This window comes from uncultured Salinisphaera sp., from assembly GCF_964012375.1.
Classification (GTDB): domain Bacteria; phylum Pseudomonadota; class Gammaproteobacteria; order Nevskiales; family Salinisphaeraceae; genus Salinisphaera.
Window position 1 is genome coordinate 11967 of the sequence record NZ_CAXGSH010000029.1, and the last position, 25647, is coordinate 37613.

At 61.5% G+C, this 25647-nt stretch carries 24 protein-coding genes; 11 read left to right on the forward strand and 13 right to left on the reverse strand.

The window, feature by feature from the left end; all coding sequences use genetic code 11:
- Positions 1-43: 43 nt before the first annotated feature.
- Positions 44-1048 carry a porphobilinogen synthase gene (hemB, locus tag ABNU97_RS07015; RefSeq protein WP_348766040.1) on the reverse strand — a complete coding sequence of 335 codons (1005 nt, stop codon included), beginning with the start codon at positions 1046-1048 and terminating at the stop codon, positions 44-46.
- A gap of 496 nt (positions 1049-1544) precedes the next feature.
- Between hemB and ABNU97_RS07020 the strand changes: the two genes are divergently transcribed.
- From ABNU97_RS07020 to ABNU97_RS07045, 6 genes are all read left to right on the forward strand, one after another.
- Positions 1545-2360 carry a hypothetical protein gene (locus tag ABNU97_RS07020; RefSeq protein WP_348766041.1) on the forward strand — a complete coding sequence of 272 codons (816 nt, stop codon included), beginning with the start codon at positions 1545-1547 and terminating at the stop codon, positions 2358-2360.
- A 273-nt stretch (positions 2361-2633) separates the two neighbouring features.
- On the forward strand, positions 2634-3836 hold the full coding sequence (locus ABNU97_RS07025; protein WP_348766042.1) for a glycosyltransferase family 4 protein: 1203 nt from the start codon (positions 2634-2636) through the stop codon (positions 3834-3836).
- A 93-nt stretch (positions 3837-3929) separates the two neighbouring features.
- Positions 3930-4883, forward strand: a complete 954-nt coding sequence (locus ABNU97_RS07030) for a stealth family protein (RefSeq protein ID WP_348766043.1) — start codon at positions 3930-3932, stop codon at positions 4881-4883.
- Positions 4884-5390: 507 nt separating this feature from the next.
- Positions 5391-6347, forward strand: a complete 957-nt coding sequence (gene arsS, locus ABNU97_RS07035) for an arsenosugar biosynthesis radical SAM (seleno)protein ArsS (RefSeq protein WP_348766044.1) — start codon at positions 5391-5393, stop codon at positions 6345-6347.
- 190 nt (positions 6348-6537) lie between these two features.
- On the forward strand, positions 6538-7101 hold the full coding sequence (locus ABNU97_RS07040; RefSeq protein ID WP_348766045.1) for a sigma-70 family RNA polymerase sigma factor: 564 nt from the start codon (positions 6538-6540) through the stop codon (positions 7099-7101).
- A complete protein-coding gene (locus tag ABNU97_RS07045; RefSeq protein WP_348766046.1) occupies positions 7101-7868 on the forward strand; it encodes an anti-sigma factor in 768 nt (255 codons plus the stop codon). The genes ABNU97_RS07040 and ABNU97_RS07045 overlap by 1 nt, the downstream gene beginning before the upstream one ends.
- A gap of 234 nt (positions 7869-8102) precedes the next feature.
- Here the strand turns inward: ABNU97_RS07045 and ABNU97_RS07050 are convergent, their stop codons facing one another.
- Positions 8103-8933 (reverse strand): DUF547 domain-containing protein, encoded by an 831-nt coding sequence (locus ABNU97_RS07050; protein WP_348766047.1) that lies wholly within the window; start codon positions 8931-8933, stop codon positions 8103-8105.
- A gap of 25 nt (positions 8934-8958) precedes the next feature.
- Positions 8959-9915 carry an alpha/beta fold hydrolase gene (locus ABNU97_RS07055; protein ID WP_348766048.1) on the reverse strand — a complete coding sequence of 319 codons (957 nt, stop codon included), beginning with the start codon at positions 9913-9915 and terminating at the stop codon, positions 8959-8961.
- Positions 9916-10099: 184 nt separating this feature from the next.
- Between ABNU97_RS07055 and glpK the strand changes: the two genes are divergently transcribed.
- Positions 10100-11590, forward strand: coding sequence for a glycerol kinase GlpK (glpK, locus tag ABNU97_RS07060; protein ID WP_348766049.1), 1491 nt, complete (start codon positions 10100-10102; stop codon positions 11588-11590).
- Between the two features lie 271 nt (positions 11591-11861).
- Here the strand turns inward: glpK and ABNU97_RS07065 are convergent, their stop codons facing one another.
- Together ABNU97_RS07065 and ABNU97_RS07070 are read right to left on the reverse strand one after the other, a co-directional pair.
- A complete protein-coding gene (locus ABNU97_RS07065) occupies positions 11862-12686 on the reverse strand; it encodes an FkbM family methyltransferase (RefSeq protein WP_348766050.1) in 825 nt (274 codons plus the stop codon).
- 110 nt (positions 12687-12796) lie between these two features.
- On the reverse strand, positions 12797-13768 hold the full coding sequence (locus tag ABNU97_RS07070; protein WP_348766051.1) for a malate dehydrogenase: 972 nt from the start codon (positions 13766-13768) through the stop codon (positions 12797-12799).
- Between the two features lie 271 nt (positions 13769-14039).
- On the opposite strand from ABNU97_RS07070, the gene ABNU97_RS07075 reads away from it, so the two are divergent.
- The 4 genes from ABNU97_RS07075 to ABNU97_RS07090 are packed head-to-tail and all read left to right on the forward strand — an operon-like array spanning position 14040 to position 18635.
- Positions 14040-15305 carry an FAD-dependent oxidoreductase gene (locus tag ABNU97_RS07075; RefSeq protein ID WP_348766052.1) on the forward strand — a complete coding sequence of 422 codons (1266 nt, stop codon included), beginning with the start codon at positions 14040-14042 and terminating at the stop codon, positions 15303-15305.
- A complete protein-coding gene (locus ABNU97_RS07080; RefSeq protein WP_348766053.1) occupies positions 15298-16071 on the forward strand; it encodes a DUF1365 domain-containing protein in 774 nt (257 codons plus the stop codon). The genes ABNU97_RS07075 and ABNU97_RS07080 overlap by 8 nt, the downstream gene beginning before the upstream one ends.
- 4 nt (positions 16072-16075) lie before the next feature.
- Positions 16076-17296, forward strand: a complete 1221-nt coding sequence (locus ABNU97_RS07085; protein ID WP_348766054.1) for a cyclopropane-fatty-acyl-phospholipid synthase family protein — start codon at positions 16076-16078, stop codon at positions 17294-17296.
- Between the two features lie 7 nt (positions 17297-17303).
- Positions 17304-18635 carry an MFS transporter gene (locus ABNU97_RS07090; RefSeq protein ID WP_348766055.1) on the forward strand — a complete coding sequence of 444 codons (1332 nt, stop codon included), beginning with the start codon at positions 17304-17306 and terminating at the stop codon, positions 18633-18635.
- A gap of 4 nt (positions 18636-18639) precedes the next feature.
- On the opposite strand, the gene ABNU97_RS07095 is transcribed toward ABNU97_RS07090, so the two are convergent.
- From ABNU97_RS07095 to ABNU97_RS07130, 8 genes are all read right to left on the reverse strand, one after another.
- Complete coding sequence (locus tag ABNU97_RS07095) at positions 18640-19248, reverse strand: SCO family protein (RefSeq protein WP_348766056.1); 609 nt, start codon at positions 19246-19248, stop codon at positions 18640-18642.
- Positions 19245-20114, reverse strand: coding sequence for a cytochrome c oxidase assembly protein (locus ABNU97_RS07100; protein ID WP_348766057.1), 870 nt, complete (start codon positions 20112-20114; stop codon positions 19245-19247). The genes ABNU97_RS07095 and ABNU97_RS07100 overlap by 4 nt, the downstream gene beginning before the upstream one ends.
- A 126-nt stretch (positions 20115-20240) precedes the next feature.
- The gene (locus ABNU97_RS07105; RefSeq protein ID WP_348766058.1) at positions 20241-20438 is read right to left on the reverse strand and encodes a hypothetical protein; all 198 of its coding nucleotides are present in this window, start codon (positions 20436-20438) and stop codon (positions 20241-20243) included.
- A gap of 281 nt (positions 20439-20719) precedes the next feature.
- Positions 20720-21472: an SDR family NAD(P)-dependent oxidoreductase gene (locus ABNU97_RS07110; protein ID WP_348766059.1), complete on the reverse strand. Its 753-nt coding sequence runs from the start codon at positions 21470-21472 to the stop codon at positions 20720-20722.
- Positions 21469-22404, reverse strand: a complete 936-nt coding sequence (locus ABNU97_RS07115; protein WP_348766060.1) for an acetyltransferase — start codon at positions 22402-22404, stop codon at positions 21469-21471. The genes ABNU97_RS07110 and ABNU97_RS07115 overlap by 4 nt, the downstream gene beginning before the upstream one ends.
- 92 nt (positions 22405-22496) lie before the next feature.
- On the reverse strand, positions 22497-23543 hold the full coding sequence (gene hemE, locus ABNU97_RS07120; RefSeq protein ID WP_348766061.1) for a uroporphyrinogen decarboxylase: 1047 nt from the start codon (positions 23541-23543) through the stop codon (positions 22497-22499).
- Between the two features lie 105 nt (positions 23544-23648).
- On the reverse strand, positions 23649-24368 hold the full coding sequence (gene pyrF, locus ABNU97_RS07125) for an orotidine-5'-phosphate decarboxylase (protein ID WP_348766062.1): 720 nt from the start codon (positions 24366-24368) through the stop codon (positions 23649-23651).
- A gap of 72 nt (positions 24369-24440) precedes the next feature.
- The coding region (locus ABNU97_RS07130) for an FAD-dependent oxidoreductase (protein ID WP_348766063.1) at positions 24441-25647 on the reverse strand (1207 nt) is incomplete at its 5' end.

Consider the following 25647-nt stretch of genomic DNA (forward strand, 5'->3'; position numbering starts at 1 on the left):
TCCGAGGTGTGACCGCTTGCTGAGGCTGCACCGCTCGCGTCACTCAATCGCCCAGCCAGCGCGCTGCGTCCTTGGCGAAGTAGGTCAATATGCCGTCGCAGCCGGCCCGCTTGAAGCTGCCCAGGCACTCGAGTACGGCAGAGCGCTCGTCGAGCCAGCCGTTGTCGATGGCGGCCTTGAGCATCGCGTACTCGCCGGACACCTGGTAAGCAAAGGTCGGCACGCCAAACGTCTGCTTCACGCGATGAATGATATCGAGATACGGCAGGCCGGGCTTGACCATGACCATGTCCGCGCCTTCCTTGAGGTCCAGCGCGACCTCGCGCAGGGCTTCGTCGGTATTGGCAGGATCGACCTGATAGGTGCGCTTGTCGGCCTTGCCGAGATTGGCCGCCGAGCCCACCGCCTCGCGGAACGGGTTGTACAGGCTGGATGCGAACTTGGCGGCATAGGACATGACCAGCGTGTTCACATGGCCCTTGTCTTCCAGCGCATTGCGCATCGCCTGGATGCGCCCGTCCATCATGTCCGAGGGCGAAACGATATCCGCGCCGGCATCGGCATGGGCCAGCGTCTGGCGTACCAGGATCTCGATGGTCTCGTCGTTGAGCACATAGCCGTTGTCGTCGATTACGCCATCCTGGCCGTGGCTGGTATAGGGGTCGAGCGCGACATCGGTCATAACGCCCAGCTGCGGAAATTCGCGTTTGATCGCACGAATTGCCTGCGGTACCAGCCCATCGGGGTTGGCTGCTTCCTGCGCGTCGGGCGTCTTCTTGTCGGCGTCGATTACGGGGAACAGCACGACCGCTGGAATGCCCAGGGCGACAACGTCCGTCATTTCGCGCAGCAGGCCTTCCAGCGTGTGTCGCTGTACGCCGGGCATCGCCGTCACATTGACCGGCTCGCCTTCGGTCACGAAGACCGGGTAGATCAGATCATCTACCGATAGTCGCGTCTCGCGCGACAGACGGCGGGCGAAGTCGGTGGCACGCCCCCTGCGTAAACGCGTAGCCGGATAATGACCCAAAAAACTAAGTTGTGACACGCTAACCCAGACACGAAGAATGTACAGCGTCATTACATAGGTGCTCTAGCCGTGGCTTTCAACCAACCGACTTGTGCCTGGAGCGATTACGACGCCAAGTAAGCTCGATCCCAGGCGGGCTGGGCGGCGGCGCCCATTGCTTACCCACAGCTTGCGGACGTGCGCGAGAGAAACCGATTGTCTGGGCTGTTTGCCCTGGCCCGAGAACTTGCACCCTACTGATCGGTCGTGGCGGTGAGTCCTCCTGGGAGAGCCTGCGGTGCGAAGAGACTGTGCTCGGATCGCTTGCCATCTGGTCCAGAATCATCTCGCGCGAGACGCCTGACAGGGCAACGAATTGCAGATATCCGTGACTCGCGGGCGGCGTGAATGCAGCTGCAGAGGGCCACTAAGAAACCAGTTCAGTAACCTCCGACAACGCAATACAAGATAATCGATTTTTCAATCTATTAACTGTTATCTTGTCGATATTTCGAGGTTTAACACGCTCATCGCTATGTCCGACGACGATAATACGTTTTATATACTGGGTACCGGCCGGTCGTTACTCGACCTGGGGACGGAGGAGCGGCGTTATCTCGATTCGCACCCTCGGACGCTCGGAATGAACCGGTTTTATTTAAACTACGAGCGACTGGATATATGCCCTTCGATGTTGATTCTCTCGGATGTCAATTACTACGCCGATTTGATCCTTCGTGGTTGTATCGAGCGCCTCAACTCCGAAGGCCGCTGTCTTCCTTACTACGTCAGTGACGAGTATCTACGCTTTTACCGCACAGGGCCTTTTCGGGAACTGCGTCTCAAGCGAAGGGTGAGCCGGAGGCTTAAGCGTAAGACAGGTTACAAACCCGGGCCTTTGCCCGCCTACGATAATTTGCGGGGGTTTCCTGTTTCCAACGAGGCCAAAGAATTCTACTGGGCGACTGATTTCGAAACGCCGCTCTATCACAGGCGAGGTTCACTGACCGTCGCGATCAATCTGGCAAACATATTGTATCCCGACTGTGACATTAAGTTGCTAGGCATTGATCTTTCAAACCCCGGTTATTTTTACGATGACCTGATTACTGCCGAAAGCCGAGACATGTGGGTCGATGAAAAATACGATCAGTCGAAGGAGGCTGGCACTCATGCCAGTGCGCGACCTAAAACACATGACTCGACTACGCTTTGCGATGTGATGCGTAACGTGATGTCTGAGTTCAATAGACAGGGGCGGGGGCTATACTGCTGCAATCCTCAGAGTCTTCTTGTTACCGAGAAGGTCGTCCCGTATGCGCCGGTAATAGCAGCCGGGGCCGGGCGGTAATATTCATACTTTGAGCGTTATTGTTCTTTTATGCTGCTGTTTGGCGGGCCAATCTCGCGTTCAGGCTTATTGATACTGAGCATGGCCCGACCTATGGGTTCTAACCTGCTATTAGGTGGCCGTCGATCGCGGAAAGTATCGGATATGCCGCGACTTAGGATATTCATAGGGTAGTTCCAATAGCCTGGCGCTTCGCGTTCTCCAGGATCGCGGCCGCCGCATGGCCTTCAAGGATGGGCGCCGGCCTAGGTATTAAAACTAAGAGTTAGCGGGATGAGTCTTAGCATACTGCACCATATTGATTTGAAGCCGTTCGGCGGTTTACAGACGCATTTTCTCCGATTTCTTGAATATTCAGGCCGAATGTATGGCTATCGTAACGCGGCGTGGCTCGAGCAACCGAGCGTGCATCCCTCATCTGTAGAGCGTTTGCGCAGCGGGGTGACGGTTGCAGCCCATCCAAAATACCTTGGCCGTACGAAAATCCCGGGCTGGCCCAGGTTTTTACGCCGTGCGCGCTATCGCTGGCTATTCAGAGGCGCGGGCGCCGAGGCGGGTATCATCTGGAATGGCCTGGGGCGCCTCGAGATTGCGAGGAAATTGAACCATCAAAACCTGCGCTGTTTGTATTGGGAGCACGGGGCAAGCTGGGATTCGCACCATCGACCAGAGAAGGTTGAAGATTTCTGGGCTCGCGTGGACGGTGTGTTTTGTAATTCGACTGCCGCAAAGAGAATGCTACAGCTGCGGTGGGGTTGTCCGCTCGATATCGCGGTCTGTTTGAACGGTGTGGCGCCCACTCGGCGGCGTTTGTCTGCCACGGTTCGTCAAATGCCCCGCGGACGACCTTTTCGCTTCGGGACGGCGGGGCACTTACGGACTTCAAAAGGCGCACATGTCGCCATTGCTGCGATTGCCGAACTGGCGCGTCGTGGCGTTGATGCCGAGTTACGCATCGCGGGGATCGGGCCGAAAGAGAACGAATTGCGGGCCTATGCTCAACGGCTCGGTGTAGTTGAGCGAATCCATTTCCACGGGTTCGTCAGCGATATGGACAGTTTTTACGACGAGCTCGATTGCTATGTGCATCCTTCGATGCGTGAGGCATTCGGATTGGTTTGTGCGGAAGCGATGTTGTCGGGTTGTCCAGCGATAGTCACCGAGATCGATGGTTTGCCGGAAGTGGTCATACATGGTCGTACCGGTCTTTGTGTGGCGCCTCGATGTGAAGTTGGCGAGCTCAAATCCCTTTACACCGAGCTTGAGCCACGTGTGAACTGTGCTTACGATCCAAGTACCGATGCCATTGTGGAGCCTCGCTTTATCGCGCCTATCGACTTGGCCGATGCCATGGGTGAGATGGCCACGCGCCCTGCCTTGCTGGAAAAGTTCAGTCGCCAGGCCATCGAGGATGCAAACGGAAGACTCTCGTTCGAGCGCCACATGCAAAGGGTGCACAGCGCGCTATCAACTTAACCAACCCCTTTTTGTGCAGGCAGTCTGCGTTGAAAAGCGGGATTCAACCGCCGAATATGCCTGTCCGTTTAAATCGGCGGGATGGGAGACAATATGATCGACGCGGTGGTTACATGGGTTGACGGACACGACCCCGTACACATAAGAAAGCGACAAAAATATTTAGATTCGGGTGTCGATTACAGTTATACCGACCAAGCCGCAGACGATTGCCGTTTTTCGGACACAGGGGAACTCTGGTTCTGTATTCACCTTATAAGAAAAAACGCGCCCTGGATCGAGACCATATATCTTGTAACCGACGATCAACGGCCGCATTGGCTCACCGAGACGTTACAGGCGCGATTGAACGTCAAGCTTGTCGACCATCGCGAAATATTCAAGCAGTATTCATATTGCTTGCCGACTTTCAATTCCAACACGATTGAAAACGTGCTATTCAACATACCTGGCGTGTCCGACCAGGTTGTTTATTTCAATGATGATTGTTTTTTGTTGAGGCGGACGTTTCCGGAAGATTTTTTTTGCTCCGGTCGTCCGGTTATTCGGGCGCGGCGAGATTTCAAAAACTTACATGTCTACAAGCTGGCTAACAGAATCAGGTTTTGGGAACGACGGGCCTATACCGGCCGAAAGGGCGGGTTGAGCCGGCTCGCTTCAAAGTTCTTTTTTCTGAATCTGGCCCATGCGCCACACGCGCTCGACGTAACGGAGATGAGGCGTATCGTAGGAAGCGAGGATTTCCTTACGCAGAATTTGATATACAGATTTCGTGCTAAACGACAGATTGCGCCGATCTCGTACGCGCTCAACGTTATGGCCACGCGCTACCGTTGCCGGACGATCAACAGCGATTGGGCGTACATGTCTCCAGCTAACTGCTCGCCTGTTCAAACCGCAAAGGCTATAAAAACGCTGTATGCAAGCGACGAAGTAAAAATGCTGTGCGTACAGTCGTTGAATGAATTCGACCGTGATTCCCAGGCCCAGATTAAAAAAATGCTGACGGTGTTCCTCGATGGCGACCGGACCCAAGCGCTCGCATGACGGGAAGGGCGATCATCCCTGCGACGGCGTAGCCTTTCGACGCGGAGTGCAGTCACCAGAATTCCGAAGATTAAATACGTAAAGCGCTATACCGCACGAGATGTCATCGGTTTGCGCGGGAAGCGAAGAAGGGCACGCCGGGTTGGAAACTGTGCGCCGATAAGGCTTGCTTACGCCACTTGATAAGTCGCGGAACAAGTTCGGTATCGTTGTTGCTCTGCAATTGGGTCAAGCGACAAGAACGTAGACTCATTGGAATAAGACGAGTAGCGATTTAGCAAGAGCTCGCCAGCCCGGCTGCCGCTTACCGCACTGCGGAATTCGCGGAAGTGCCAGCTATTTGAATCCTAAGACGCTGGTTCGAAATGCTGCTGAGAACACCGAGTTGTAGCTATGGCCGAGCTGGGCGTTTCCGGCGATACGTGGCGATCTCGGGCTATATCACGGGTGCTGTGGCCAACACCTGCTAAGATCGCGTGCAACATAATCAAGCGCGAGGCGACGACCATGCGCCCGATGGCAAACACCGAGATTGCGACCGATTTCCCGCGGATACGGCGGGCGCGCCTGCACACGCTACAGATGAATCTGGGCTATCTATGCAACCTGGCCTGTACCCATTGCCATGTCGAGGCCGGCCCCAAGCGTACCGAGCTCATGGATCGCGCGACCATGGACACGGCGCTGGAATTCATCGCCGCCCAGAGTATCCAGACGCTGGACGTGACCGGCGGGTCGCCGGAAATGCACCCACGCTTTCGTGAGTTCATGGCCGAGGCCAAGGCCTTGGGTGTACACCTGATGGATCGCTGCAACCCGACCATTATCGAAGAGCCGGGTTATGACTGGGTACCCGCGTTTCTTGCCGAACATCAAGTGGAAGTGGTGGCTTCGCTGCCGTGCTACACCGCCGACAACGTCGACGCCCAGCGCGGCAAAGGCGTGTTCGACGACAGTATCGCCGCGCTGCAAAAGCTCAATGCGCTGGGCTATGGCCATCCGGACAGCGAGCTGACCCTCAACCTGGTCTATAACCCGGGTTCACCGTCGCTGCCGCCGCCACAGGACACGCTCGAACAGGATTACAAGCGGTTCCTGGCCGACCAGTTCGGTATTGTGTTCGACCACTTGTTCACGCTGGCGAACATGCCGATCAAACGCTATGCGCATATGCTGCTGCGTGAAAAGCGCATGGGCGAATACATGCAGCTGCTACGCAGCGCGCACCGCCCCGATAACGTGGCCGACGTGATGTGTCGTGGGCTGATCAGCGTGGACTGGCAAGGCTATGTCTACGACTGCGATTTCAACCAGATGCTCGATATGCCGCTGGCCGGGGCCGAGGCGACCCACCTGAGTGCTTTGATCGACAGCGATTTTTCCCGGCGACCGATCGCGGTGGGCGACCACTGCTATGGCTGTACCGCCGGGCAGGGCAGCAGCTGCGGCGGCGCGCTCAACTGAGCGCGTGCCATCGTTCGGATTGCGCGGCGTTGAGCCGCGCCCACTTTCCCGCCAGACTAGGCGGCTAGGCTAATAGTGAGTCCATGCATGAGTAGCGCAAGCGTTTACGCTGTTGGTTCCGACGCGCCGCATGTCGCCATCGGTATCTTGTGCGCTGTGCGCGGGCCGGCCGTCGTCCGGTTGTATGCCCATGGCTGAGCGAGAACAGCTGGCCGAGTGGCTGTCGGCGACCGCGCGCGGCGACGAGCAGGCGTTTCAGCGACTCTATGCGGCGACGTCGTCGCAACTCTACGGGCTGCTACTTCGTATACTGCGCAACCCCGAGCGTGCCCAGGACGCCCTGCAGGATGCCTATGTCCGGGTATGGCAGAAAGCCGACACCTATGCGCCGGAGCGCGGCGCGCCGTTGACCTGGCTTTTGTCTATCGCCCGCTATCGTGCCCTGGACGTGCTTCGGCGCAAACGCCCGGAAGTGGCCATGCCCGAAGAGCCGGATATGGTCGCAACGCTGCTGGAAGACGAACAGTCGCTGTCGCCGCTGCAGGAAAACGAAAACCAGCAGTCGCTCGAAGCGATTCAGGTCTGTTTGAGAAGTTTGCAGCCCGAACAGCGCGATAGCGTGCTGCTGGCCTATTACGAAGGCCTGACCCACCAAGAGCTCGCCGAGCGCCTGGACGCGCCGTTGGGAACGGTCAAAAGCTGGATCCGTCGCGGGCTGTTGCGGCTGCGCGAATGTCTGGGGGAGCGTGCGTAATGGGCGAGTCCGAACAGCAACAGCGCAGTCTGACGGCGGCGGAATACGTGCTTGGCACGCTCGACCCGCGTGAACGCAGCCGTTATGAAACCCTGCTGATGCACGACGCCGAGGCGCGACGTGAACTGGCCTATTGGGAAACGCGGCTCGGTGAGCTCGGGCTGGCCGTGCCGGCGGCCGAACCGCCGGCAGCGGTCTGGGATCGAGTCACGCACGAACTTGGGCTCGAACGGGCCACACCGGTCGCGCCGAGTCGCGAACAATCCAGCACCCACAATCGTGCGGCCGCGAACGACAACAGCCCGGGTATATGGCAGGGCCTGGCCCTGGTCGCCTCGGTTGCGGCGTTGGTCATGGCCGCGCTGCTGTTTACCGGTTCGACCGAGCGCGAGGCCACGCCTGACGCGGCCTCGGCGCCGGCCTATGCCAGCGTGGTCTACGACGAACCAACGGGCATGAGCTGGCTGGTGACCGCACATGCCGGCACCGACAAGATGTCGGTGGTTGCCATGGGCGACTACGACGTGCCGGAAGGCAAGGTGCTGCGCGCCTGGCTCAAGCCGGAAAACGGCGAGCCGGTATTGCTCGGCAAATGGCCGAACACGCACGGCGACCATGAAATGACGGTATCCGATGCCGCCGCTGAATGTATGAACCAGCCGGCGAAGCTCATGGTTTCAATGGAGGATGCAGGCGCTGCCAACGGGGCGTCGACACCGAACGGCAAGCTGATGTGGACATCGCCCATCGCGCGGCGCACCGGTTGAGCGCGCCGCGCAGGTCTTAGGGCCTGTCAATACGAATGCCAATCGCCGCGTTGCTGATCGAAATCATGCCAGGCAAGGCGCGTGGCGCCGGCCCTGGTGTTGCTCAGGCGCGTCGCAGCCTGTCGGCGTGCGCGCGTATGTCGGCAGTTTGGTTGCTAGCGCTGTCATGCCCAGAGCCGGCAGATGGCCGAGACAGGCCTGGGGGCAACCGGGCAAACGTTCGCCCGGTCAGTACTAGCGGTCGTCTGACATATTGGCTTCGTCGTTCAAGGCCCAGTCGTAGGCATAGTCGTCGATGGTGTCCCGCATATCCAGGCGCGTCGAGCGCGCGGGGTCGGCGAAGCGGCGCAAATGGCTGATGATGGCGCGATCGTTACCGCCGAAATCCTGCCCATACCAGTCGTAGATGCTCGACACCACCAGCTCGCCATCGTCGAAGCGAACGCCGGCAGGGCTGTTGACGTAGTCGCGAGCGTTCTCGCGCAGCAGGGTATACACGTTGTCGCCGGTATATGCCTGCGTACTCAGATCCGGGCAGCTCATGGACGCGCAGTTGACCCCGTAGTGGGTCAGCCCGTCGTGCCAGATGGGCCTCAGGATCCGGTGTTCGATATCGTTGAGGCTGAGTTTTTCGCCGTCGATCGTGAGATATCGCTTCTTCCAGGGCCCTGATGAAATCAGGCTGCCGCCGATATCGCGGATCGAATCGACGGGGTAGGCGTCGAGCACCCGATCCAAAGTGAGGGCGTTGTAGAGATTGATCCAGTAGGCGCGCTGCACATCGCGGTTATAGGCAGCGATGTCGACCTGCTGCATGGCCTCGATATAGTTCTTGAGCCGGGTATGATCGGCCGCGCTGACGTCGCCGTAGCGCACGCCGTTGGGCGCGTGTTCGTGGGCGACGACATATTTGCGCAGAAATGCATCGTAGGCGCTGTGGTCGATCGTGGCCGTGGCGTTTTCATCATGTGCCTGCCAATGGGGCCATAGATCGGCCTTCGGGGCTGCAAACGCCGCGGTCGTGATAAAAGACAGGGCGATGAACGCGGCGACGAGACGACGCATAGGCTTACTCCTATGAAACAGGGCGCTAATCGGGCGCGCCTGCCTCGGGGTGGCTGGCCCAGCGATCGAGCCAGGAACGCATGTCGGCCATAACCGTATCGGCGCCCGTGTCTTGCAGCAACTCGTGGCGTTGGCCGTCGTAAAGGCGCAGCTCGAGCGCGCGCTGGCCGTCGCCGTCGAGCGCCCGTGCCACGCGCTGTGGGCCATGGCCGAAGCCACCCATCGGGTCGTCGCGGCCGGCTATGATGAGTAGCGGCAGGCGTATCGGCAGCTGGCGTTGTCGATGCGCGCCGCTGCTGCGCGCGATACCGCGCAGAACCATGTGCCAGGCACCCGCGCGCAGGGGGAAGCCGCAGTCGGGGTCGCCGTTGTAGGCGTCGACAGCCGCGCTGTCGCTAGACAGCCATGCGTTCTCGCGCACCGAACCGTAATAGCGCGACAGGCGCCGGTCATAGGCACTTATGATGAGCGACTGTAACGGCTTGCTGACCCCGTCCGGACCGACGCGCGCGCACTCGAGGCGGGCGAGCAGTGCTGCCGCGCGGCACCGCATACGACCGGGTCGATCGGTGCCGCTGAGAATGCCACCGGCGTACGCATCGCCGTACTGCTGAAGTACGCTCATCGCGATAAACGAGCCGAGGCTGTGTCCCAACAGGAATATCGGAACGTTGCCCGCGTCGCGCGCAGCCCGCTGACGAACGCGCTCTACGTCGTCGACGAGCGTTTGCCAGTTGCAGCGCTCGCCGAGATTGCCGTGGTCCACGGCGGCGGTGGTCGCGCCATGACCGCGCAGATCGAAGGCGTGGACGTCGATACCGACCGCCGCGAGATATTCGGCCAGCCGCGCATAACGGCGGGCGTGTTCGGCCATGCCATGCACTATGACCAGAGCGGCACGCGTTTCAAGCTGGGCCGGCCAGCGATAGGCGACCAGGCGCGTGGCGCTGTCGGTGCTGACCTGCTGTGTTTCGTACGTCAATGGTTGACCTGTATGGCCTGGTACACGGAAGCTGCATCCTGTCCGGGAGGCAATCGCACGATCCGCTAGCGCCCGCTGCGAGGCTATAGTGCCCATGGACTCGGACGCTGCCCGATCTTAATCGCGTTTATCCTAAGCCCTAAAAGCGAAAGACGTATATGAACCAAGTCAAGGTCCTGTGCTCATGAGCGGTTCCCGTCACCTGTTGGCTATCGACCAGGGCACGACCAGCAGTCGGGCCATCGTATTCGACGATCAGGGCCATATTCGCGGCCGTGCCCAGCGTGAATTCCAGCAATACTTCCCGCAGGAAGCCTGGGTAGAGCACGACGCCAACGATATTCTTGCCGACGTGCTCGTGGTTTGCCGCGAAGCCATTGCCGAGGCGGGCCTCGAGGCGAGCGATATCTGTGCCTGCGGGATCACCAACCAGCGTGAAACCACGGTGGTCTGGGATCGAGCGACGGGCGAACCCATCGCGCGCGCCATCGTCTGGCAGGATCGACGCACCGCCGAGCGCTGTCGCGAACTCGCCGACGAGCGCACCGAAAGCTGGTTGCAGGACAAAACGGGGTTGTTGTTCGACCCGTACTTTTCGGCCACAAAGGTGGCCTGGCTGCTCGACAACGTGGACGGTGCACGCGCGCGGGCCGAGGCCGGCGAGCTGGCGTTCGGCACGATCGACAGCTGGCTGCTATGGCATCTGACCGGCGGCACGGTGCATGCCACCGATGCTACCAACGCCTCGCGTACGCTGCTGTTCAATATTCGCGATCAGGCCTGGGACGACGAACTGCTGTCGTTTTTCGACATCCCGCGCGCCCTGTTGCCCGAAGTGCGGGATACCGCCAGCGATTTCGGCACAATCCGCAAAGATCTGCTCGGCGCCGAGATTCCGATAGCCGCCATGGTGGGCGATCAGCAGGCGGCCCTCGTAGGTCAGGCCTGCTTCAAGCCGGGCATGGCGAAATCGACCTATGGCACTGGCTGTTTTCTCATGCTTAACGTCGGTGAAGAGGCGCTTGCTTCGCGGCATCGGCTGTTGACCACCGTCGCCTATCGCATCCACGGCAAGACCACCTACGCACTGGAGGGGTCGATTTTCGTCGCGGGCGCGGCTATTCAATGGCTGCGCGACGCCCTGCATATGTTCGAAAAGGCCGAGCAGACCCAGGCGCTGGCGGCATCGGTCGATCATACCGGCGGCGTCTATTTGGTACCGGCGTTCACAGGCCTGGGCGCACCGTACTGGGACCCGGAAGCGCGCGGCGCGATCCTGGGGCTGACACGCGATACCGGCATCGAACAGATCGTGCGTGCGGCACTCGAGTCGACCTGCTATCAGACCCGCGACCTGGTGAACGCGATCGGCGACGATGCCGAGCCGCCGCGCGAGCTGCGCGTGGACGGCGGCATGGCGGCCAACGACCTTGTGTGCAGCTGCCTGGCCGATATTCTGCAAACGCCGGTGGAACGCCCCGAAGTGATCGAAACCACGGCCCTGGGCGCGGCCTATATGGCGGGACTGCAGGTTGGGCTGTACGACTCGCTCGATGCGATCGCCGAGCTGTGGCGCGCCGAGCGCCACTTCGAGGTTGAGAAAAGCGCGGCCGAAGTCGATACGCTCTACGAAGGTTGGTGTGACGCTGTGGCGCGTGTTCGCTGCGTTGAATAGCCGCAACGCTAAAGGCTATGGCGTTTGCAGATCGCATGGGCGCAGGCGATAGCCGCGGGCATGATATGCACTTGCCTAGTTGCGCTGCTATGCGGCGTTAGTGGGGCTGATTAACCAGGCCCCAAATATAGATTATCCACTAGACGATTTTTCAGGCTGATGATAAGCGTGTGCGAACGCACGCGCGCGACGGCCGTCAAGCCTTTTAAAGAAATGACGGGCAGGCGCCCGCGTTCTTTTCAGTGGCTTTGGAAACAGCTGACTTGGCCAGCTATTTGGCTGCCGGATTAATAATCTGGACACCCGAACCACGGCCCCGCGGCGCATCAGAAATTCGCTCCTCGGGGATGCAAAAAATAAGGTTGTACTTGGCCTTATAGGGCGGTTTTAGCGGGGCGAGCTCAACCTCGTACTTGTTCGGAGACCAAAAGAGCCGGTACTCCTCTGGAAGGAGGTTCGTTAGCGCAGGCAAGCCTCCGTAAGGCTCCATGCTGGCGGTATGCCATTCCATGAAAAGAACGGGACGGTCGCGCTGAATCGTTCTGCGCAAACCTTCTACGACCGCGAGCTCGTGTCCCTCGACGTCGATCTTGATGGCAGCGACGGGCGTTTCGTTTGAGCCAAAGTATTCATCGCCCGGAATCACTTTCAGCGGGATCGGGTTTGCGTCGCTCCCGTGCCTTTCGAAGCCTGAGGCGCCTGAATTATTCGTATCGTCCGGATAGAAGTCGAGTGTGGCCGATACGGATGACAACCCATAAGGTGCTGCGGTAATTCTGAGACTGCTATTAAGTTTTAGGTTGGTCTCGAGAGCAGAGAAGCTAACCGGATTCGGCTCGAAAGCGGCGGTGTGGGCGTAGTGTGGCGCCAACGCAAGGCTGTAATTGCCAACGTTGGCGCCAACGTCCACGAATTGGCGTTCGCTATCGCCAAAGTACTTCCTGATGAATTCAACATAGGCGAGTTCATACCAGCCATGCTTGAACATCTCGCGGCCGACATGGTCGGACACATCGACCGCGATGCGCCGACCATCGTGCCGGTATTCAAAACGCTTATATCTCGATAGCGAGTGTTCGAGACCGAGTCGAGCCATATGCCTATGCAGGCGGGTACGGCGCTTCAAAGGAAGGTACCGGACCAGCCGATAAAGCGCTCGTATCATTTCATATCCCGAACAGGCGTAGCGTCTACGATTATCTGCTGCTAAAGCAGGCTTGCGACCGCTTCGCGCTCGCTGCGCAGCTCGTCTTCGGTGGCCTTCATGCGCTCACGGCTGAACTCGTCGATTTCCAGATCCTGGACGATTTCGTATTTGCCGTTCTTGCAGGTCACGGGATAGGAAAACATGATGCCTTCCTCGACGCCGTAGCTGCCGTCGGCGGGGATGCCCATCGACACGATGCCTTTCGAGCCATTCACCCAGTCGTGGATGTGGTCGATGGCGGCCGAGGCGGCCGAGGCCGCGCTGGAGGCGCCGCGGGCTTCGATGATCGCCGCGCCGCGCTTCTGCACGGTGGGGATGAAGTCGTTTTCGTACCAGTCACGGTCGACCAGATCCAGGGCCGGCTTGCCGTTGACGGTCGCCTGGCTGATATCCGGGTACTGGGTCGCGCTGTGGTTGCCCCAGACGATCATCTTGTCGATATCGGTGACCTGGGTGCCGGTCTTCTGGGCCAGCTGCGACAGGGCACGGTTGTGGTCCAGGCGCATCATGGCGGTGAACTGACCCTTGTCGAGATCCGGCGCGTTGCTGGCCGCGATCAGGGCGTTTGTGTTGGCCGGGTTGCCGACCACCAGCACCTTGACGTCGCGCGAGGCGTGGTCGTTGATGGCCTTGCCCTGCACCGAGAAGATATCGGCGTTGGCCTTGAGCAGGTCGGAGCGCTCCATGCCCTTACCGCGCGGCTTGGCGCCGACGAGCAGGCAGATGTTGGCATCCTTGAAGGCTTCTTCGGGCTTGTCGGTGCCGATGATGTCCTTGACCAGCGGGAAGGCACAGTCGTTGACTTCCATCATCACGCCGTTGAGCGCGTCCATGGCCGGCGGGATTTCCAGCAGCTGCAGGATGACCGGCTGATCCGGGCCAAGCATGTCGCCGGCGGCGATACGGAAGATGAGCGAGTAGCTGATCTGGCCGGCGCCGCCGGTAATGGCTACGCGTACGGGTTCTTTCATGGTGCGCTCCTTGTAAATGAAAAGGTTTGAAGACAGACGCGAACAACAGCTTGCCGTGTCTTATGACAGATACCGCGGCAACGATGCCCGAATTCGATAGACTAGAGGCGATCGCGCGGCGCCAGCGGCTTTTGTGCCCACGTCGTTTCAAAAGTCGGTCGCAGAGCATAGCCGAAACACCAAAACGGGTAAAAACACCGCGCATCTATGCACGGTCCGCAGGCGTAGCCATGCGTTCGACTTGCCCGTACGCTTTAATAAAAAGGACGACATGCAGCGAATCGCTATCGTGGGCAGCGGCATCGCCGGGCTGGGGACGGCATGGTTGCTCGATGGCAGCGCCGAGATCACCGTCTTCGAAGCCGCCAACCGGCCCGGCGGGCATGCCAATACGGTTATGGCCGGTGAACAGCCGGTGGACACCGGCTTTATCGTGTTAAACGATCGTAACTATCCGTTTTTCGAGTCGTTATTGGCCGAGCTTGCGGTCGAGACACGGGCCAGCGACATGTCGTTTGCGGTGTCGATCGGCGACGGCGCGATCGAATGGGCCGGCGATAGCTGGCGTACGCTGTTCGCCCAGAAGAGCCGGCTGCTGGATTCACGCCACTGGCGCATGATCGCCGATATCCTGCGCTTTAACCGCCAGACCCGCCAGCTCATCGAGACTGACGCGCTACCCGCGGTGTCGCTGGGTGAGTTTCTTGATCGTAATGGTTATAGCGATGCCTTTGCCGCGCGCTATCTGTTGCCCATGGCGGCCGCGATCTGGTCCACGCCGACGGCGGACATGCGCGCATTTCCGGTCGGCGCATTCCTGCGCTTTTTCGACAACCACGGGCTGCTGGAACTGTCGAACCGGCCGCAGTGGAAAACGATCGTTGGCGGCAGCCAGCGCTATGTGCAGGCTATTGCCAAGCACCTGGGCGCGCGTCTGCGCCTGGCCACGCCGGTCGAGCGCGTGCGCCGCGATCAAGATGGCGCCCATCTGACCCTGGCCAACGGCAAGACCGAGACGTTCGATCAGGTGGTGTTCGCCTGTCATGCCGATCAGACCCGCGCGATGCTGGCGGATGCCAGCGCGCTGGAATCCTCGCTTTTGTCGGCGTTTCGATTTCAGCCCAACCGCGCGATCCTGCACAGCGATATCGCGTTGTTGCCGCAGCGCCGGCGCGTCTGGGCGGCCTGGAATTATCTGGCCGATCGCGACGGAGTCGAGGATCAGCGCGTCACCGTGAGTTACTGGATGAACCGGCTTCAGTCCATCGGCGGCGAGCGCCAATACGTGGTTAGCCTCAACCCGCGCGTCGAGCCCAACGCCCGCCACGTCATCCGCGAAATCGAGTATCACCACCCTGTGTTCGACGGCGAGGCCATCGCTGCTCAGGGCCGGCTGGACGAGATCCAGGGCCATAATCGGGCCTGGTTCTGTGGCGCCTGGTGCGGCTACGGCTTCCATGAAGACGGCCTGGCCTCGGCGGTGCGCGTGGCTCGCGGACTGGGCATCGACGTGCCCTGGCGTGGGCGCGATGGTTAGTGCGGGCGCGCTCTATCGCTGTCGGGTCATGCATCGGCGACCGGGCCCGCCGCGCTATCGCTTCAACTATCGCAGCTTCTATCTGCTGCTGGATATCGACGCGATCGATGACGCCTGTGCCGTATCGCCGCTGTTGTCCCGCAACCGCTTCAATGTCCTGTCGTTCTACGATGCCGAGCATGGCCCGCACGATGCGCGCGTGAACCTGCGCGTCTGGCTGGATGAGCTGCTGGCCGAACACGACGTCGATCTGGCCGGCGGGCGTGTACAGCTGCTGACCATGCCACGCGTGCTCGGCTACGGTTTTCATCCGATCAGCGTGTTCTATTGCCACCATGCCGACGGCTCGCTGCGTGCCATCGTGGTGGAAGTTCACAACACCTTCGGCGAGCACCATTTCTATGTGCTGCACGAGCAGGGCGCGCCCATGAACTGGCGTGCGGCGCAACGCAAAGCCAAGGCCTTTCACGTATCGCCGTTTTTCGATCGCAGCGGCGGCTACCGGTTTCATTTCGCCGCACCGGGCGCGCAGCTGGGCGTGGGTATTCGCCTGTTCGAAGCCGACGGCCAGCGTCTGCGTATTACCACCACGCTGACCGGCGAGCGCCGCGCGCTGAATACGGCCAACATCCTGAAAGCGGTCTGCGGCGTACCGTTCATGACGATCAAGGTCGTCGCGGCGATCCACTGGCAGGCGTTCAAGCTCTGGCTGCGCGGCGCCGTATTCCACCGTAAACCCGAGCAGAACCGCGAGAATGTCTCCTGAAACGATGACCATGCAACGTGACAAGGGCGCGACAATTCAAGCCGGCGAACCCAGCAACTGGCGCGAGCGTCAGGTGGTAAAACGCCTGGATCGTTTGCATACGGGGCGTCTGGAAGTGCGCCTGCCCAACGGTTCGCTGGCGATTTTTGCCGGCGATCGCGAGGGGCCGTCGGCACGGCTGTACATGCATTCGGCGGCCATGGTCACGCGTTTGTTCAAGGCCGGGTCCATCGGTTTTGCCGAGGGCTATATGGCCGGCGAATGGGATGCCGACAACCTCGCCACGCTGATTTATCTGCTACACCTCAACGAAGACGCGCTCGAGCCGGATTTTTCGCGTCTGCAGCATTTGTATACCTGGATGAGCGCGATCCGGCATCGGCTTCGGCGCAACTCCAAACGCGGCTCCCGGCGCAACATCGCCTACCACTACGATCTGGGCAACGACTTCTATGCCCAGTGGTTGGACGAGACCTGGACCTACTCCAGCGCGATTTTCCAGCAGGAAGACGAACCGCTGGAGACCGCGCAAAAACGCAAATATGCCCGTCTTCTGGCGCGGCTCGACGTGCAACCGGGCGATCATATTCTCGAAATCGGCTGTGGCTGGGGCGGCTTCGCCCGTTACGCGGCGACCCATGCGGATTGCCACGTAACCGGCCTGACCCTGTCCACCGAACAACTGCGCTTTGCCCAGGCGCGTGCGCAGGCCGCCGGTGTGGCCGATCGCGTGTCGTTCGAGCTGCGTGACTATCGCGATGTCAGCGCACAGTACGACCACGTGGTCTCGATCGAGATGTACGAAGCGGTGGGCGAAGCCTACTGGCCGACCTATTTCGCCGCCATTCACGATGCCCTCAAGCCGGGCGGGCGCGCGGCGATCCAGGCGATCACCATCGACGACTCGCGCTTCGACTACTACCGGGCCAACGTCGACTTCATCCAGGAATACGTATTTCCGGGCGGCATGCTGGCCTCGCCCAGCGTCTTCCAGGCCCAGGCCGAAGCCAAGGGCCTGCACGTACGCGAAACCGACTTCTACGGTGCAGACTATGCACGTACTCTGATGCGCTGGGACGATGCGGTGCGAGCCGCGTCCGATTCCATCATCACCGAGCGCGGCGCGTCTTTCTACCGCATGTGGCGGTATTATCTGGCCTACTGCGCGGCCGGCTTTACCTCCGGCAATATCGATCTGATGCAGATCGCCCTCCAGCGGGACTGATACGCCTATGAGTACACGTACCGGCATGGATCGCCTGGCCGCCTACGGGCTGCTCGGCTTGCCGCTGGCCGCGCTGGGCCTGCCCCTGACGGTGTATCTGCCCCCGTTTTACTCGCAGATGCCGGGCCTGAATACCGGCCTTGTCGGGGTCCTGATCTTCGCCGCGCGTCTTTTTGACGTGGTCACCGACCCGTTGATCGGCAGCGCCTCGGACAGGCTGCAGACCCGGTTCGGCCGTCGGCGGCCGTGGATCGCGGCCGGCGCCCCGGTGCTCATGCTCGCGGCGTGGTTTCTGTTCGTGCCACCCGACAACGCAGGCGCTGCCTATCTGCTGGTATGGAGCATGCTGGCGTATCTGGGCTGGACGCTGATCTATCTGCCCTACACCACGCTCGGGGCGGAAATGTCGGCCGACTACGACGAGCGCTCCCGAATCACCGCCTGGCGCGAGGGATTCTTCGTGCTCGGTACGCTGGTGGCCATCATGCTGCCAGCCCTCGCACAGCGCTTTATCGGCGGCGCAGCGGCGGGTCTGGCCGCGATCGCGGTATTTTTAATGATGGCGCTGCCCATCGCCACGGGGCTTTTTCTCTGGCGGGTACGCGAACCGGACGGCGCCAGTGCTTCGAAGATCCGTTGGCGGGAAAGCCTGGATCTGCTCAAGTCCAATCGCCCCTTTACCCGGCTGCTGATCGCCTACCTGCTCAACGGGGCCGCCAACGGCCTGCCGGCCGCGCTGTTCCTGTTCTTCGTGACCGCCATCCTGGGCGGCAGCGAAATCACCGGCGGCATTTTCCTGGCGATCTATTTCCTGTCGGCCGTACTCGGGTTGCCGCTGTGGCTGAAAATCGGGCGCAACTGGAGCAAGCACCGGCTCTGGTGTGCCTCAATGCTGTGGGTGAGCTTCGTGTTCATCTTCACGCTTACGCTGGGCGAGGGCGACTATATCGGCTACGGCCTGATATGCGTGCTGGGCGGGACCTGTCTGGGCGTGGATCAGGCCATTGCCGCCTCGATCCAGGCGGACGTCATCGACGAAGACACCGCCGCCGGCGGCGACGGCCGCGCGGGGCTGTATTTCGGGCTCTGGGGCATGGCCACGAAACTGGCCTTCGCGATCGCCCTCGGTATCGCCTATCCGGTGCTGTGGTTGGCAGGCTTCGACGCCGGTCAGGACAACGACGCCGTCGCCCTATGGACGCTGGCCGTGCTCTACGGCCTGCTGCCGGTGGCAATCAAGTTGGGCGTGGTCGCCATGATGTGGGACTTCCCGCTCGATCGGCGCCGGCATGCCGAATTACAGGAGCGCATCGGCCGCGGCGAACAGGCATGGGCTTAGCGGCTTAATCGAGCTGGTTGAGCAGCGTCTTCAGATCCGCAGTGAGTTCATCCACGCTTTCTTGCTGGTTCACCAGCAACCGCGCGCGGCCATCGGGGCCGAACACGAAGATCGCGCTGCTGTGCGACACCAGATAGAAGCCGTTGTCGTTGGGCTCGCCGTAGCCGTAGGTCACGCGATAACGCTTGCTTAACGCCTTGAGCTGCTCCTGGGTGCCGGTCAGGCCCACTACGCCGTCGCCGAAGCTCGATGTGAAGCGTTGCAGGCGCTCGGGCGTATCGCGTTCCGGGTCCACGCTTAAAAACAGGACATCGATATCGTCACGCGTGTCGGCATCCAGACCGCCCAGCGCTGCGCGAATGCGGGCCATCGTGGCCGGACAGATATCCGGACAGTTGGTATAGCCGAAAAACAGCAGCTTCAGGCGGCCGTCGTAATCGTCGGCGGTAACCGCCTCGCCCTTTTCGTTGGTCAGATTGAACTCGAGGTCCGGCATCACGCCGGTGATGTCGTGCGCGGTGTAATCGGGACCGCCCGAGCAGCCGCTCAAGGCGAGGCCCAGGCTTATACCAACAGCCAGAAGCACGCGGGGAAGAATCTTGTGCAGGGTCATGTCACGGGTTCCTTGACTGGCGAGGCGCTCGGTCGGTCAGCGGATTCGGGCTTGCTGCGCTCGTGGATGAAGCCGAAGCGCAACAGGATAAGCGTTGCCACAACGCTCATCATGGCGGCCGGTATCCAGGTAATCAGGCCGCCCAGCTGCTGGTCGACGATGGGCGAGATCGGAAAAGCCCGCCCGCAGACGGCATAGACGTCGTAGACGGTATCGGGCGCGAGCGCGATATAGGCACCCAGCGCGATCTGGGGCGGCATGACCGCCCACAGCACGATAATGCGCAGGCCGGTGGAGTAGGTGGTACGCGTGGTGCCCGGCGCGCGCGGGTCGAGCATGAACCACCAGAACAGCAGGCCATCGACCGCCATGGATAGGTTCATCAGCCAGTAGTCGCGGGCCGAAAGCATGGCAGTGAAATGGATCGACGGCGTAAGCCAGAAATAGATCAGGCCGACGAACAGCAGTGCACTGATGAACGGGTGCTGCACAAAGCGGTAGCAGGCCGCGACCGGTGGCAGTTCGCCGAGCCCGCGCACGCCGCGATTGAGCCAGGCCGGCGCGCCGGCAGCGAGCACGGCGGTGGGCATGGACAGCGCGATCAGAAACGGCCCGAGATGATGCAGAATCAGATGTTGGGCGCGATGGATGAAGAACATGTACTGCGCGTAGTAATCAACATGCGTCTGCATGACCACATACATGCTGATCAGCCCCAGGCCGAATGCGATGGCCGGGGCGATATCGCGCAGACGGCGTCGGCGCGCCAGCCCGCGGGCGTAGCAGCATGCAACGATCGCGAATAGCGCGATCAGCAGCGGCTGCGGCTCCCAGGGCGTGAGCCAGAGAATGATCTCGTCCATCATGCCGTAGCCGGTTAAAGGGAATGCGGAAAGCGTGAAACGCGGGCCGGCCCGCAGGTTAGTCGCTCATTTTACGCACGAGCGTCGGAAAACGATGAAGCCGCGCAATCGCCGCGGCGCTGGCGCCTATTACCAGTCGTCCTTTTCCCGTTGTTTTTCGCGCTCTTCCTCGGCCCATGCGTCCTTGTCGAGATCACGCAGCTTGCTGCGATCCACGTGCTTGAGATCTTCTCGGCTGGCGGCGATTTGTGTGCGCACCCAGTTGACGATGCCGAACGCCGCAGCGAGCACGCCGATTACGATCACGATCCAGATTACGGTGTTCATGGCTAGGGCCTGTTGACGCTTTATTCGGGTATGCGCCAAGCGCTGTTTGGCGGCAAGGTAAGGCGTAGTGGGCGCGGCGCCATGTGTTTTGCGCAACGCACCACGGCACTGTATTGCCCGAAAACAGCGCTTGTCCAGAAGTGTTGTGTCGCCCATGAAAATCGAGGGCCTGTTAACGCTAACGCCAATCGTCGCGTTGCCTTCCGGGAATTCGCCAGGCGAGGCGAGATGTCGGGTGAGCCTAATGAACGACGCGGCGCTGCTATGCCGGGCGAATGGCCCTATAACCTCGCCAATCGACGCATGATCGGGAAATAGGCGGCATAGGGCAGCCGCTGCAACAGCTTGACCGCGTAGGAAAGGCGCCGCGGGAAGGTTATTTCGAAACGCTTGGCCTCCAGCCCGCGTCGAATACGCCGTGCTGCGTCCTGGACGTCGATCATGAACGGCATGGGAAAGCGGTTCTTGTCGGTCATGGGGGTGCGTACGAAGCCGGGCGTAATCACGCTGATCGCGATGCCGTGACTTTCCAGATCGAGCTTTAGACCCTCGGCGAGCGCGATCATCGCGGCTTTGGAGGCGGAGTAGGGTGCCCCACCGGGCAGGCCGCGAAACCCGGCCACGCTCGCGGTCATGGCGATCTGGCCGCGGCCGCGTTCGAGCATGCCGGGCAACACCGCGCCGATGCCGTTGACCGTACCGCCATAGTTGACGGTCATGCGGTCCTGCACATCGGCCGCATCGAAGCGTGTGGCGTTGAACTGGCTGCCCACGCCCGCGTTGAGCACGGCGATATCGATCGGCCCCAGCTTTTGTTCGATTTCGACCACGACGCGCTCGTTGGCGTTCGTATCGGTGACGTCCAGAGCGAAGGCGTGAATGGCCTCGGGCGCGTCGGCGCACAGGGCATCCAGTCGCTCGCGGTTGCGCCCGCTGGCGGCCACTCGCCAGCCGGCCGCGGCCATCTCCCGCGCCAGGGCTGCGCCGATGCCCGAGCTGGCGCCGGTGATCCAGATCAGCCCCTGTCTTTTCATGCGCTCTTGCCGACCTGGCTGAACCGGGTAGCCGAACGCCGCGGGTCCTGCAGGGCCGCCACTTCGATATCCTTTTCGGCCCAGCGCTGTTCGAGCCACTGCTTGAAGCGCCGACGGTAATCGGCATCGCCCATGTAATCGCCGGAGAGCAGGTCGCGGGGCACGTCGAGACGGCGTACGCGAATGACCACTTCGTCGATCCGCCCGCAGAGCATGTCCCAGAACTTCGGCTCCGGCGTGTTCACATAGGCCACGGTCATGTCGAGCACGCCGTCGAGCACATCGTGCATGGCATTGAGGGTAAAGGCGGTACCCCCGGCCTTGGGCGGCATCAGCGCTTCATAGGGCGAGTTCACCGCCCGACGCTTGGCAGCGTTGGAGCGCGTGCCCTCGGCATAGTTGACGATGGTGACCGGCCAGTCGCGAAAGGTCTCGCAGGAGCGGCGCACGGTTTCCATGTCGCGGGTACGCAGGGCCGGGTTCTTTTCGATCTCGGCCCGGCTATGGCGTTTCATGAACGGAAAATCCAGCGCCCAGCAGGCCATGCCGACGACCGGCAGCCAGCGCAGCTGTTCCTTGATGAAATAGCGCGGGAAGGGCAGTTGCGGCTCGATCACATGACAGAGCAGCATCACATCGGCCCAGCACTGATGATTGGAAATCACCACGTAGCGCCCGTGCGGGTCGTCGGGCACCTGTTGCTCGTAGCTGACCCGGGTCCGGCCCATGCCGAGGATGCAGGCGTTGATGCCGCGTGCCCACCAGCGCGCCACCCACAGCACCGCGTGCGTGGCCGGTTTTTTCACCGCGGGCCAGGGCGCAAGCAGTTTGGCCAGGCTGGTCGGCAACAGGGGAATGAAGCCGAGCAGGGTGACCAGCACCATGCCGATGACGGCGATTACACCGCGAATGTTTTGTAGCGCGCGCTTCATACAGGCGTCTTAGACGAATTTCGGACAACGAAGTCGGCAATGTAACGGTTGCCGATGACAAGGCCAAGCCAGCGGCACGCCGGGGCGGGCGTTCAGCGCGCCGAAAACTCGTGGACAGCGTCGACCAGCGCGGCGACGTGGTCGGGATTGACCTGTGGCGTCACGCCGTGGCCGAGGTTGAACACGTGCCCCGGGTGATCACCAAAACGGTTGAGCACGTCAGCCACGTTTTCACGGATGACCTCGGGCCTGGCATAGAGCATGGCCGGGTCGAGGTTGCCCTGCAGGGCAACCCGGTCGCCGACGCGTGCGCGCGCTTCGTCGATATCGATGGTCCAGTCCAGGCCGAGCGCATCGCAGCCGGTAGCGGCCATGGCTTCCAGCCAGGGACCGCCGCCCTTGGTGAACAGAATCACGGGCACCTTGGTGCCGTCCGGGGCGTCGTTGAGCTGTTCGACGATGCGCTGCATGTAGGCCAGCGAGAATTCGCGATAGGCCGCGGGGGTCAGCACGCCGCCCCAGGTATCGAATATCTGCACGGCCTGGGCGCCGGCCGCGATCTGTGCATTGAGATAGGCCGCGACCGAGCGCGCGAGAATATCCATGAGCTGATGCAGCGACGCCGGCGCGTTATACATCAGCGCCTTGATGTGCTGATAGTTTTTCGACGGGCCGCCTTCGACCATATAGGTGGCCAGCGTCCACGGGCTGCCGGCAAAGCCGATCAGCGGCGTCTTGCCGTCGAGCTCGCGGCGGATCAGGCGCACGGCGGCCGGCACATAGCCGAGGCTGTCCTCGATATCGGGTACGCGCAGTTTCGCGATTTCGTCCGGGGTACGCACCGGATGGTGGAAATGCGGGCCTTCGCCGGCGACAAAATGCAGGCCGAGGCCCATGGCTTCCGGAATCGTGAGGATGTCCGAAAACAGGATCGCGCCGTCTAGGGGGAAGCGTCGCAGCGGCTGCAGCGTGACCTCGCAGGCCAGTTCCGGGTTCTGACACAGGTCGAGAAAACTGCCCGCCTGTTCGCGCAGCTTGCGGTATTCCGGCAGGTAGCGCCCGGCCTGACGCATGAGCCAGACCGGGGTGACATCAACGGGTTCGCGCTTGAGCGCACGCAGCAGACGATCGTGGGACATAAGGCACTCGCAACGCACGCGACGTTCGGCCGCGCGAAGAATGGGACGCCGCGCAGTTTAACGGCTTGGCCCGGCGGGGCATACCGCGCAGGCGGGCAGGGGAGGTTAACGCGCCGCGACCGCCCGGCTTATTTCGTCCTGGATCGCCAGCGCCGCGGCGCGTGGATCCTCGGCGTTTCGAATTGGGCGGCCGACCACCAGGTAATCCGCCCCGGCAGCGATCGCGGCGGTGGGTGTCATCACCCGTTTCTGATCGTCGGGCGCGCGCTCGTCGTTGGCCACGGGCCGGATGCCCGGCGTAACCGCGATCAGCCTGTCCGGGGCATGGGCGCGCAGGTTGGCGACTTCCATGCCGGACGAAATCACGCCGTCGCAGCCGGCCTCGAGCGCACGCTTAGCGCGCGAAAGCACCAGCGACTCGATATCGCAGGCAAAGCCCATATCGTCGAGATCGCCCTGGTCGAGGCTGGTGAGCGCGGTGACGGCGAGAATACGCGAGTCGCCGCTGCGTGCTTCGGCAGCTGCTTCCATGACCTGCTGGTTGCCGTGCACGGTGATGAAGTCGATATCGCGCGCGCACAGGCGGCGTACGGCTGCGGCTACGGTGGCCGGCACGTCGAACAGCTTCACGTCGACGAAGACCTTCTTGCCGCGGGCCTTGAGCCAGTCGACCAGCTCGAAATAGCCCGGCGCCATGGCCAGCTCGAGGCCGACCTTATAGAAGCTCACCGCGTCGCCCAGCTGGTCGACCAGTGCACGCGCGGCGTCGGCATCGGGCACGTCGAGGGCGAAGATCAGACGATCGGTATCGGCAATGGGGCGCACGGGCGTGCTCCGGTCAGCGGTCTAGTCTGCGGCGCGTGGCAGAGCCGACGCGCCGCGTGAGAAGGCGATCGATCAGGCCGCGTTGCCGGATTCGCCGACGCCCACCTGCAGATAGTCGAGGATGCCCTTGGCGGCTTCACGGCCCTCGAACACGGCGGTAACCACGAGATCGGAGCCGCGCACCATATCGCCGCCGGCAAAGATCTTCGGGTTGGTGGTCTGGTACTTGAAGCGGCCCTTCTCGGGGGCAATCACGCGCCCACCGTCGTCGATATCCACGCTGTGGGTATCGAACCATTCCTGCGGGTTGGGGCGGAAACCAAAGGCGATGATCACGCGATCGGCCTCGATGACTTCTTCGGTGCCCGGTACCGGCTCGGGCCGACGCCGGCCGCGCTCGTCCGGTGCGCCCAGCTTGGTGGTGACCACCTTGATGCCTTCGACCTGGGTGTCGCCGACGATTTCCACCGGCTGGCGGTTGAACATGAACTCCACGCCTTCCTCGCGCGCGTTCTGGAACTCCCGCGCCGAGCCGGGCATGTTTTCGGCGTCGCGACGATAGGCACAGATGACCTTCTTGGCGCCCTGGCGGATCGAGGTGCGGTTGCAGTCCATGGCGGTATCACCGCCGCCGAGCACCACCACGCGTTCACCGCGCATGTCGATGAAGTCGCGCGGGTTCTTTTCCAGACCCAGCTCGCGGTTGATGTTGGCCACCAGGAAGGGCAGCGCTTCGTGTACGCCGTCGAGATCCTCGCCGGGAAAACCGCCCTTCATGTAGGTATAGGTGCCCATGCCGAGGAACACGGCATCGTATTCCTCCATCAGGTCTTCGATCTGGACGTCCTTGCCCACTTCGCAGCCCAGACGGAATTCCACGCCCATCCCTTCCATGACTTCGCGACGGGTTTCGACCACGTCCTTTTCGAGCTTGAACGGGGGGATGCCGAAGGTCAGCAGGCCGCCGATACGCGGATACTTGTCGAATACCACGGCCTTCACGCCGCTGCGTACCAGGATATCGGCCGCGCCGAGGCCGGCCGGGCCCGCGCCGATTACGGCGACTTTCTTGTCGGTCCAGACGACGTTCGAGACGTCCGGGCGCCAGCCCTGCTTGAAGGCCTCGTCGGTGATGTATTTCTCGACCGAGCCGATGGTGATGGCGCCGAAGCCGTCGTTCATCGTGCAGGCGCCTTCACACAGGCGATCCTGCGGGCAGATACGGCCGCAGATCTCCGGCAGCGTATTGGTCGCATGCGACAGCTCAGCCGCTTCGAAG

Coding starts and splice junctions, on each gene's coding strand:
- ABNU97_RS07020 (WP_348766041.1), top strand. CDS start 1,545: ATGTCCGACGACGATAATACGTTTTATATACTGGGTACCGGCCGGTCG.
- ABNU97_RS07025 (WP_348766042.1), top strand. CDS start 2,634: ATGAGTCTTAGCATACTGCACCATATTGATTTGAAGCCGTTCGGCGGT.
- ABNU97_RS07030 (WP_348766043.1), top strand. CDS start 3,930: ATGATCGACGCGGTGGTTACATGGGTTGACGGACACGACCCCGTACAC.
- arsS (WP_348766044.1), top strand. CDS start 5,391: ATGCGCCCGATGGCAAACACCGAGATTGCGACCGATTTCCCGCGGATA.
- ABNU97_RS07040 (WP_348766045.1), top strand. CDS start 6,538: ATGGCTGAGCGAGAACAGCTGGCCGAGTGGCTGTCGGCGACCGCGCGC.
- ABNU97_RS07045 (WP_348766046.1), top strand. CDS start 7,101: ATGGGCGAGTCCGAACAGCAACAGCGCAGTCTGACGGCGGCGGAATAC.
- ABNU97_RS07050 (WP_348766047.1), bottom strand. CDS start 8,933: ATGCGTCGTCTCGTCGCCGCGTTCATCGCCCTGTCTTTTATCACGACC.
- glpK (WP_348766049.1), top strand. CDS start 10,100: ATGAGCGGTTCCCGTCACCTGTTGGCTATCGACCAGGGCACGACCAGC.
- ABNU97_RS07065 (WP_348766050.1), bottom strand. CDS start 12,686: ATGGCTCGACTCGGTCTCGAACACTCGCTATCGAGATATAAGCGTTTT.
- ABNU97_RS07070 (WP_348766051.1), bottom strand. CDS start 13,768: ATGAAAGAACCCGTACGCGTAGCCATTACCGGCGGCGCCGGCCAGATC.
- ABNU97_RS07075 (WP_348766052.1), top strand. CDS start 14,040: ATGCAGCGAATCGCTATCGTGGGCAGCGGCATCGCCGGGCTGGGGACG.
- ABNU97_RS07080 (WP_348766053.1), top strand. CDS start 15,298: ATGGTTAGTGCGGGCGCGCTCTATCGCTGTCGGGTCATGCATCGGCGA.
- ABNU97_RS07085 (WP_348766054.1), top strand. CDS start 16,076: ATGACCATGCAACGTGACAAGGGCGCGACAATTCAAGCCGGCGAACCC.
- ABNU97_RS07090 (WP_348766055.1), top strand. CDS start 17,304: ATGAGTACACGTACCGGCATGGATCGCCTGGCCGCCTACGGGCTGCTC.
- ABNU97_RS07095 (WP_348766056.1), bottom strand. CDS start 19,248: ATGACCCTGCACAAGATTCTTCCCCGCGTGCTTCTGGCTGTTGGTATA.
- ABNU97_RS07100 (WP_348766057.1), bottom strand. CDS start 20,114: ATGATGGACGAGATCATTCTCTGGCTCACGCCCTGGGAGCCGCAGCCG.
- ABNU97_RS07105 (WP_348766058.1), bottom strand. CDS start 20,438: ATGAACACCGTAATCTGGATCGTGATCGTAATCGGCGTGCTCGCTGCG.
- ABNU97_RS07110 (WP_348766059.1), bottom strand. CDS start 21,472: ATGAAAAGACAGGGGCTGATCTGGATCACCGGCGCCAGCTCGGGCATC.
- ABNU97_RS07115 (WP_348766060.1), bottom strand. CDS start 22,404: ATGAAGCGCGCGCTACAAAACATTCGCGGTGTAATCGCCGTCATCGGC.
- hemE (WP_348766061.1), bottom strand. CDS start 23,543: ATGTCCCACGATCGTCTGCTGCGTGCGCTCAAGCGCGAACCCGTTGAT.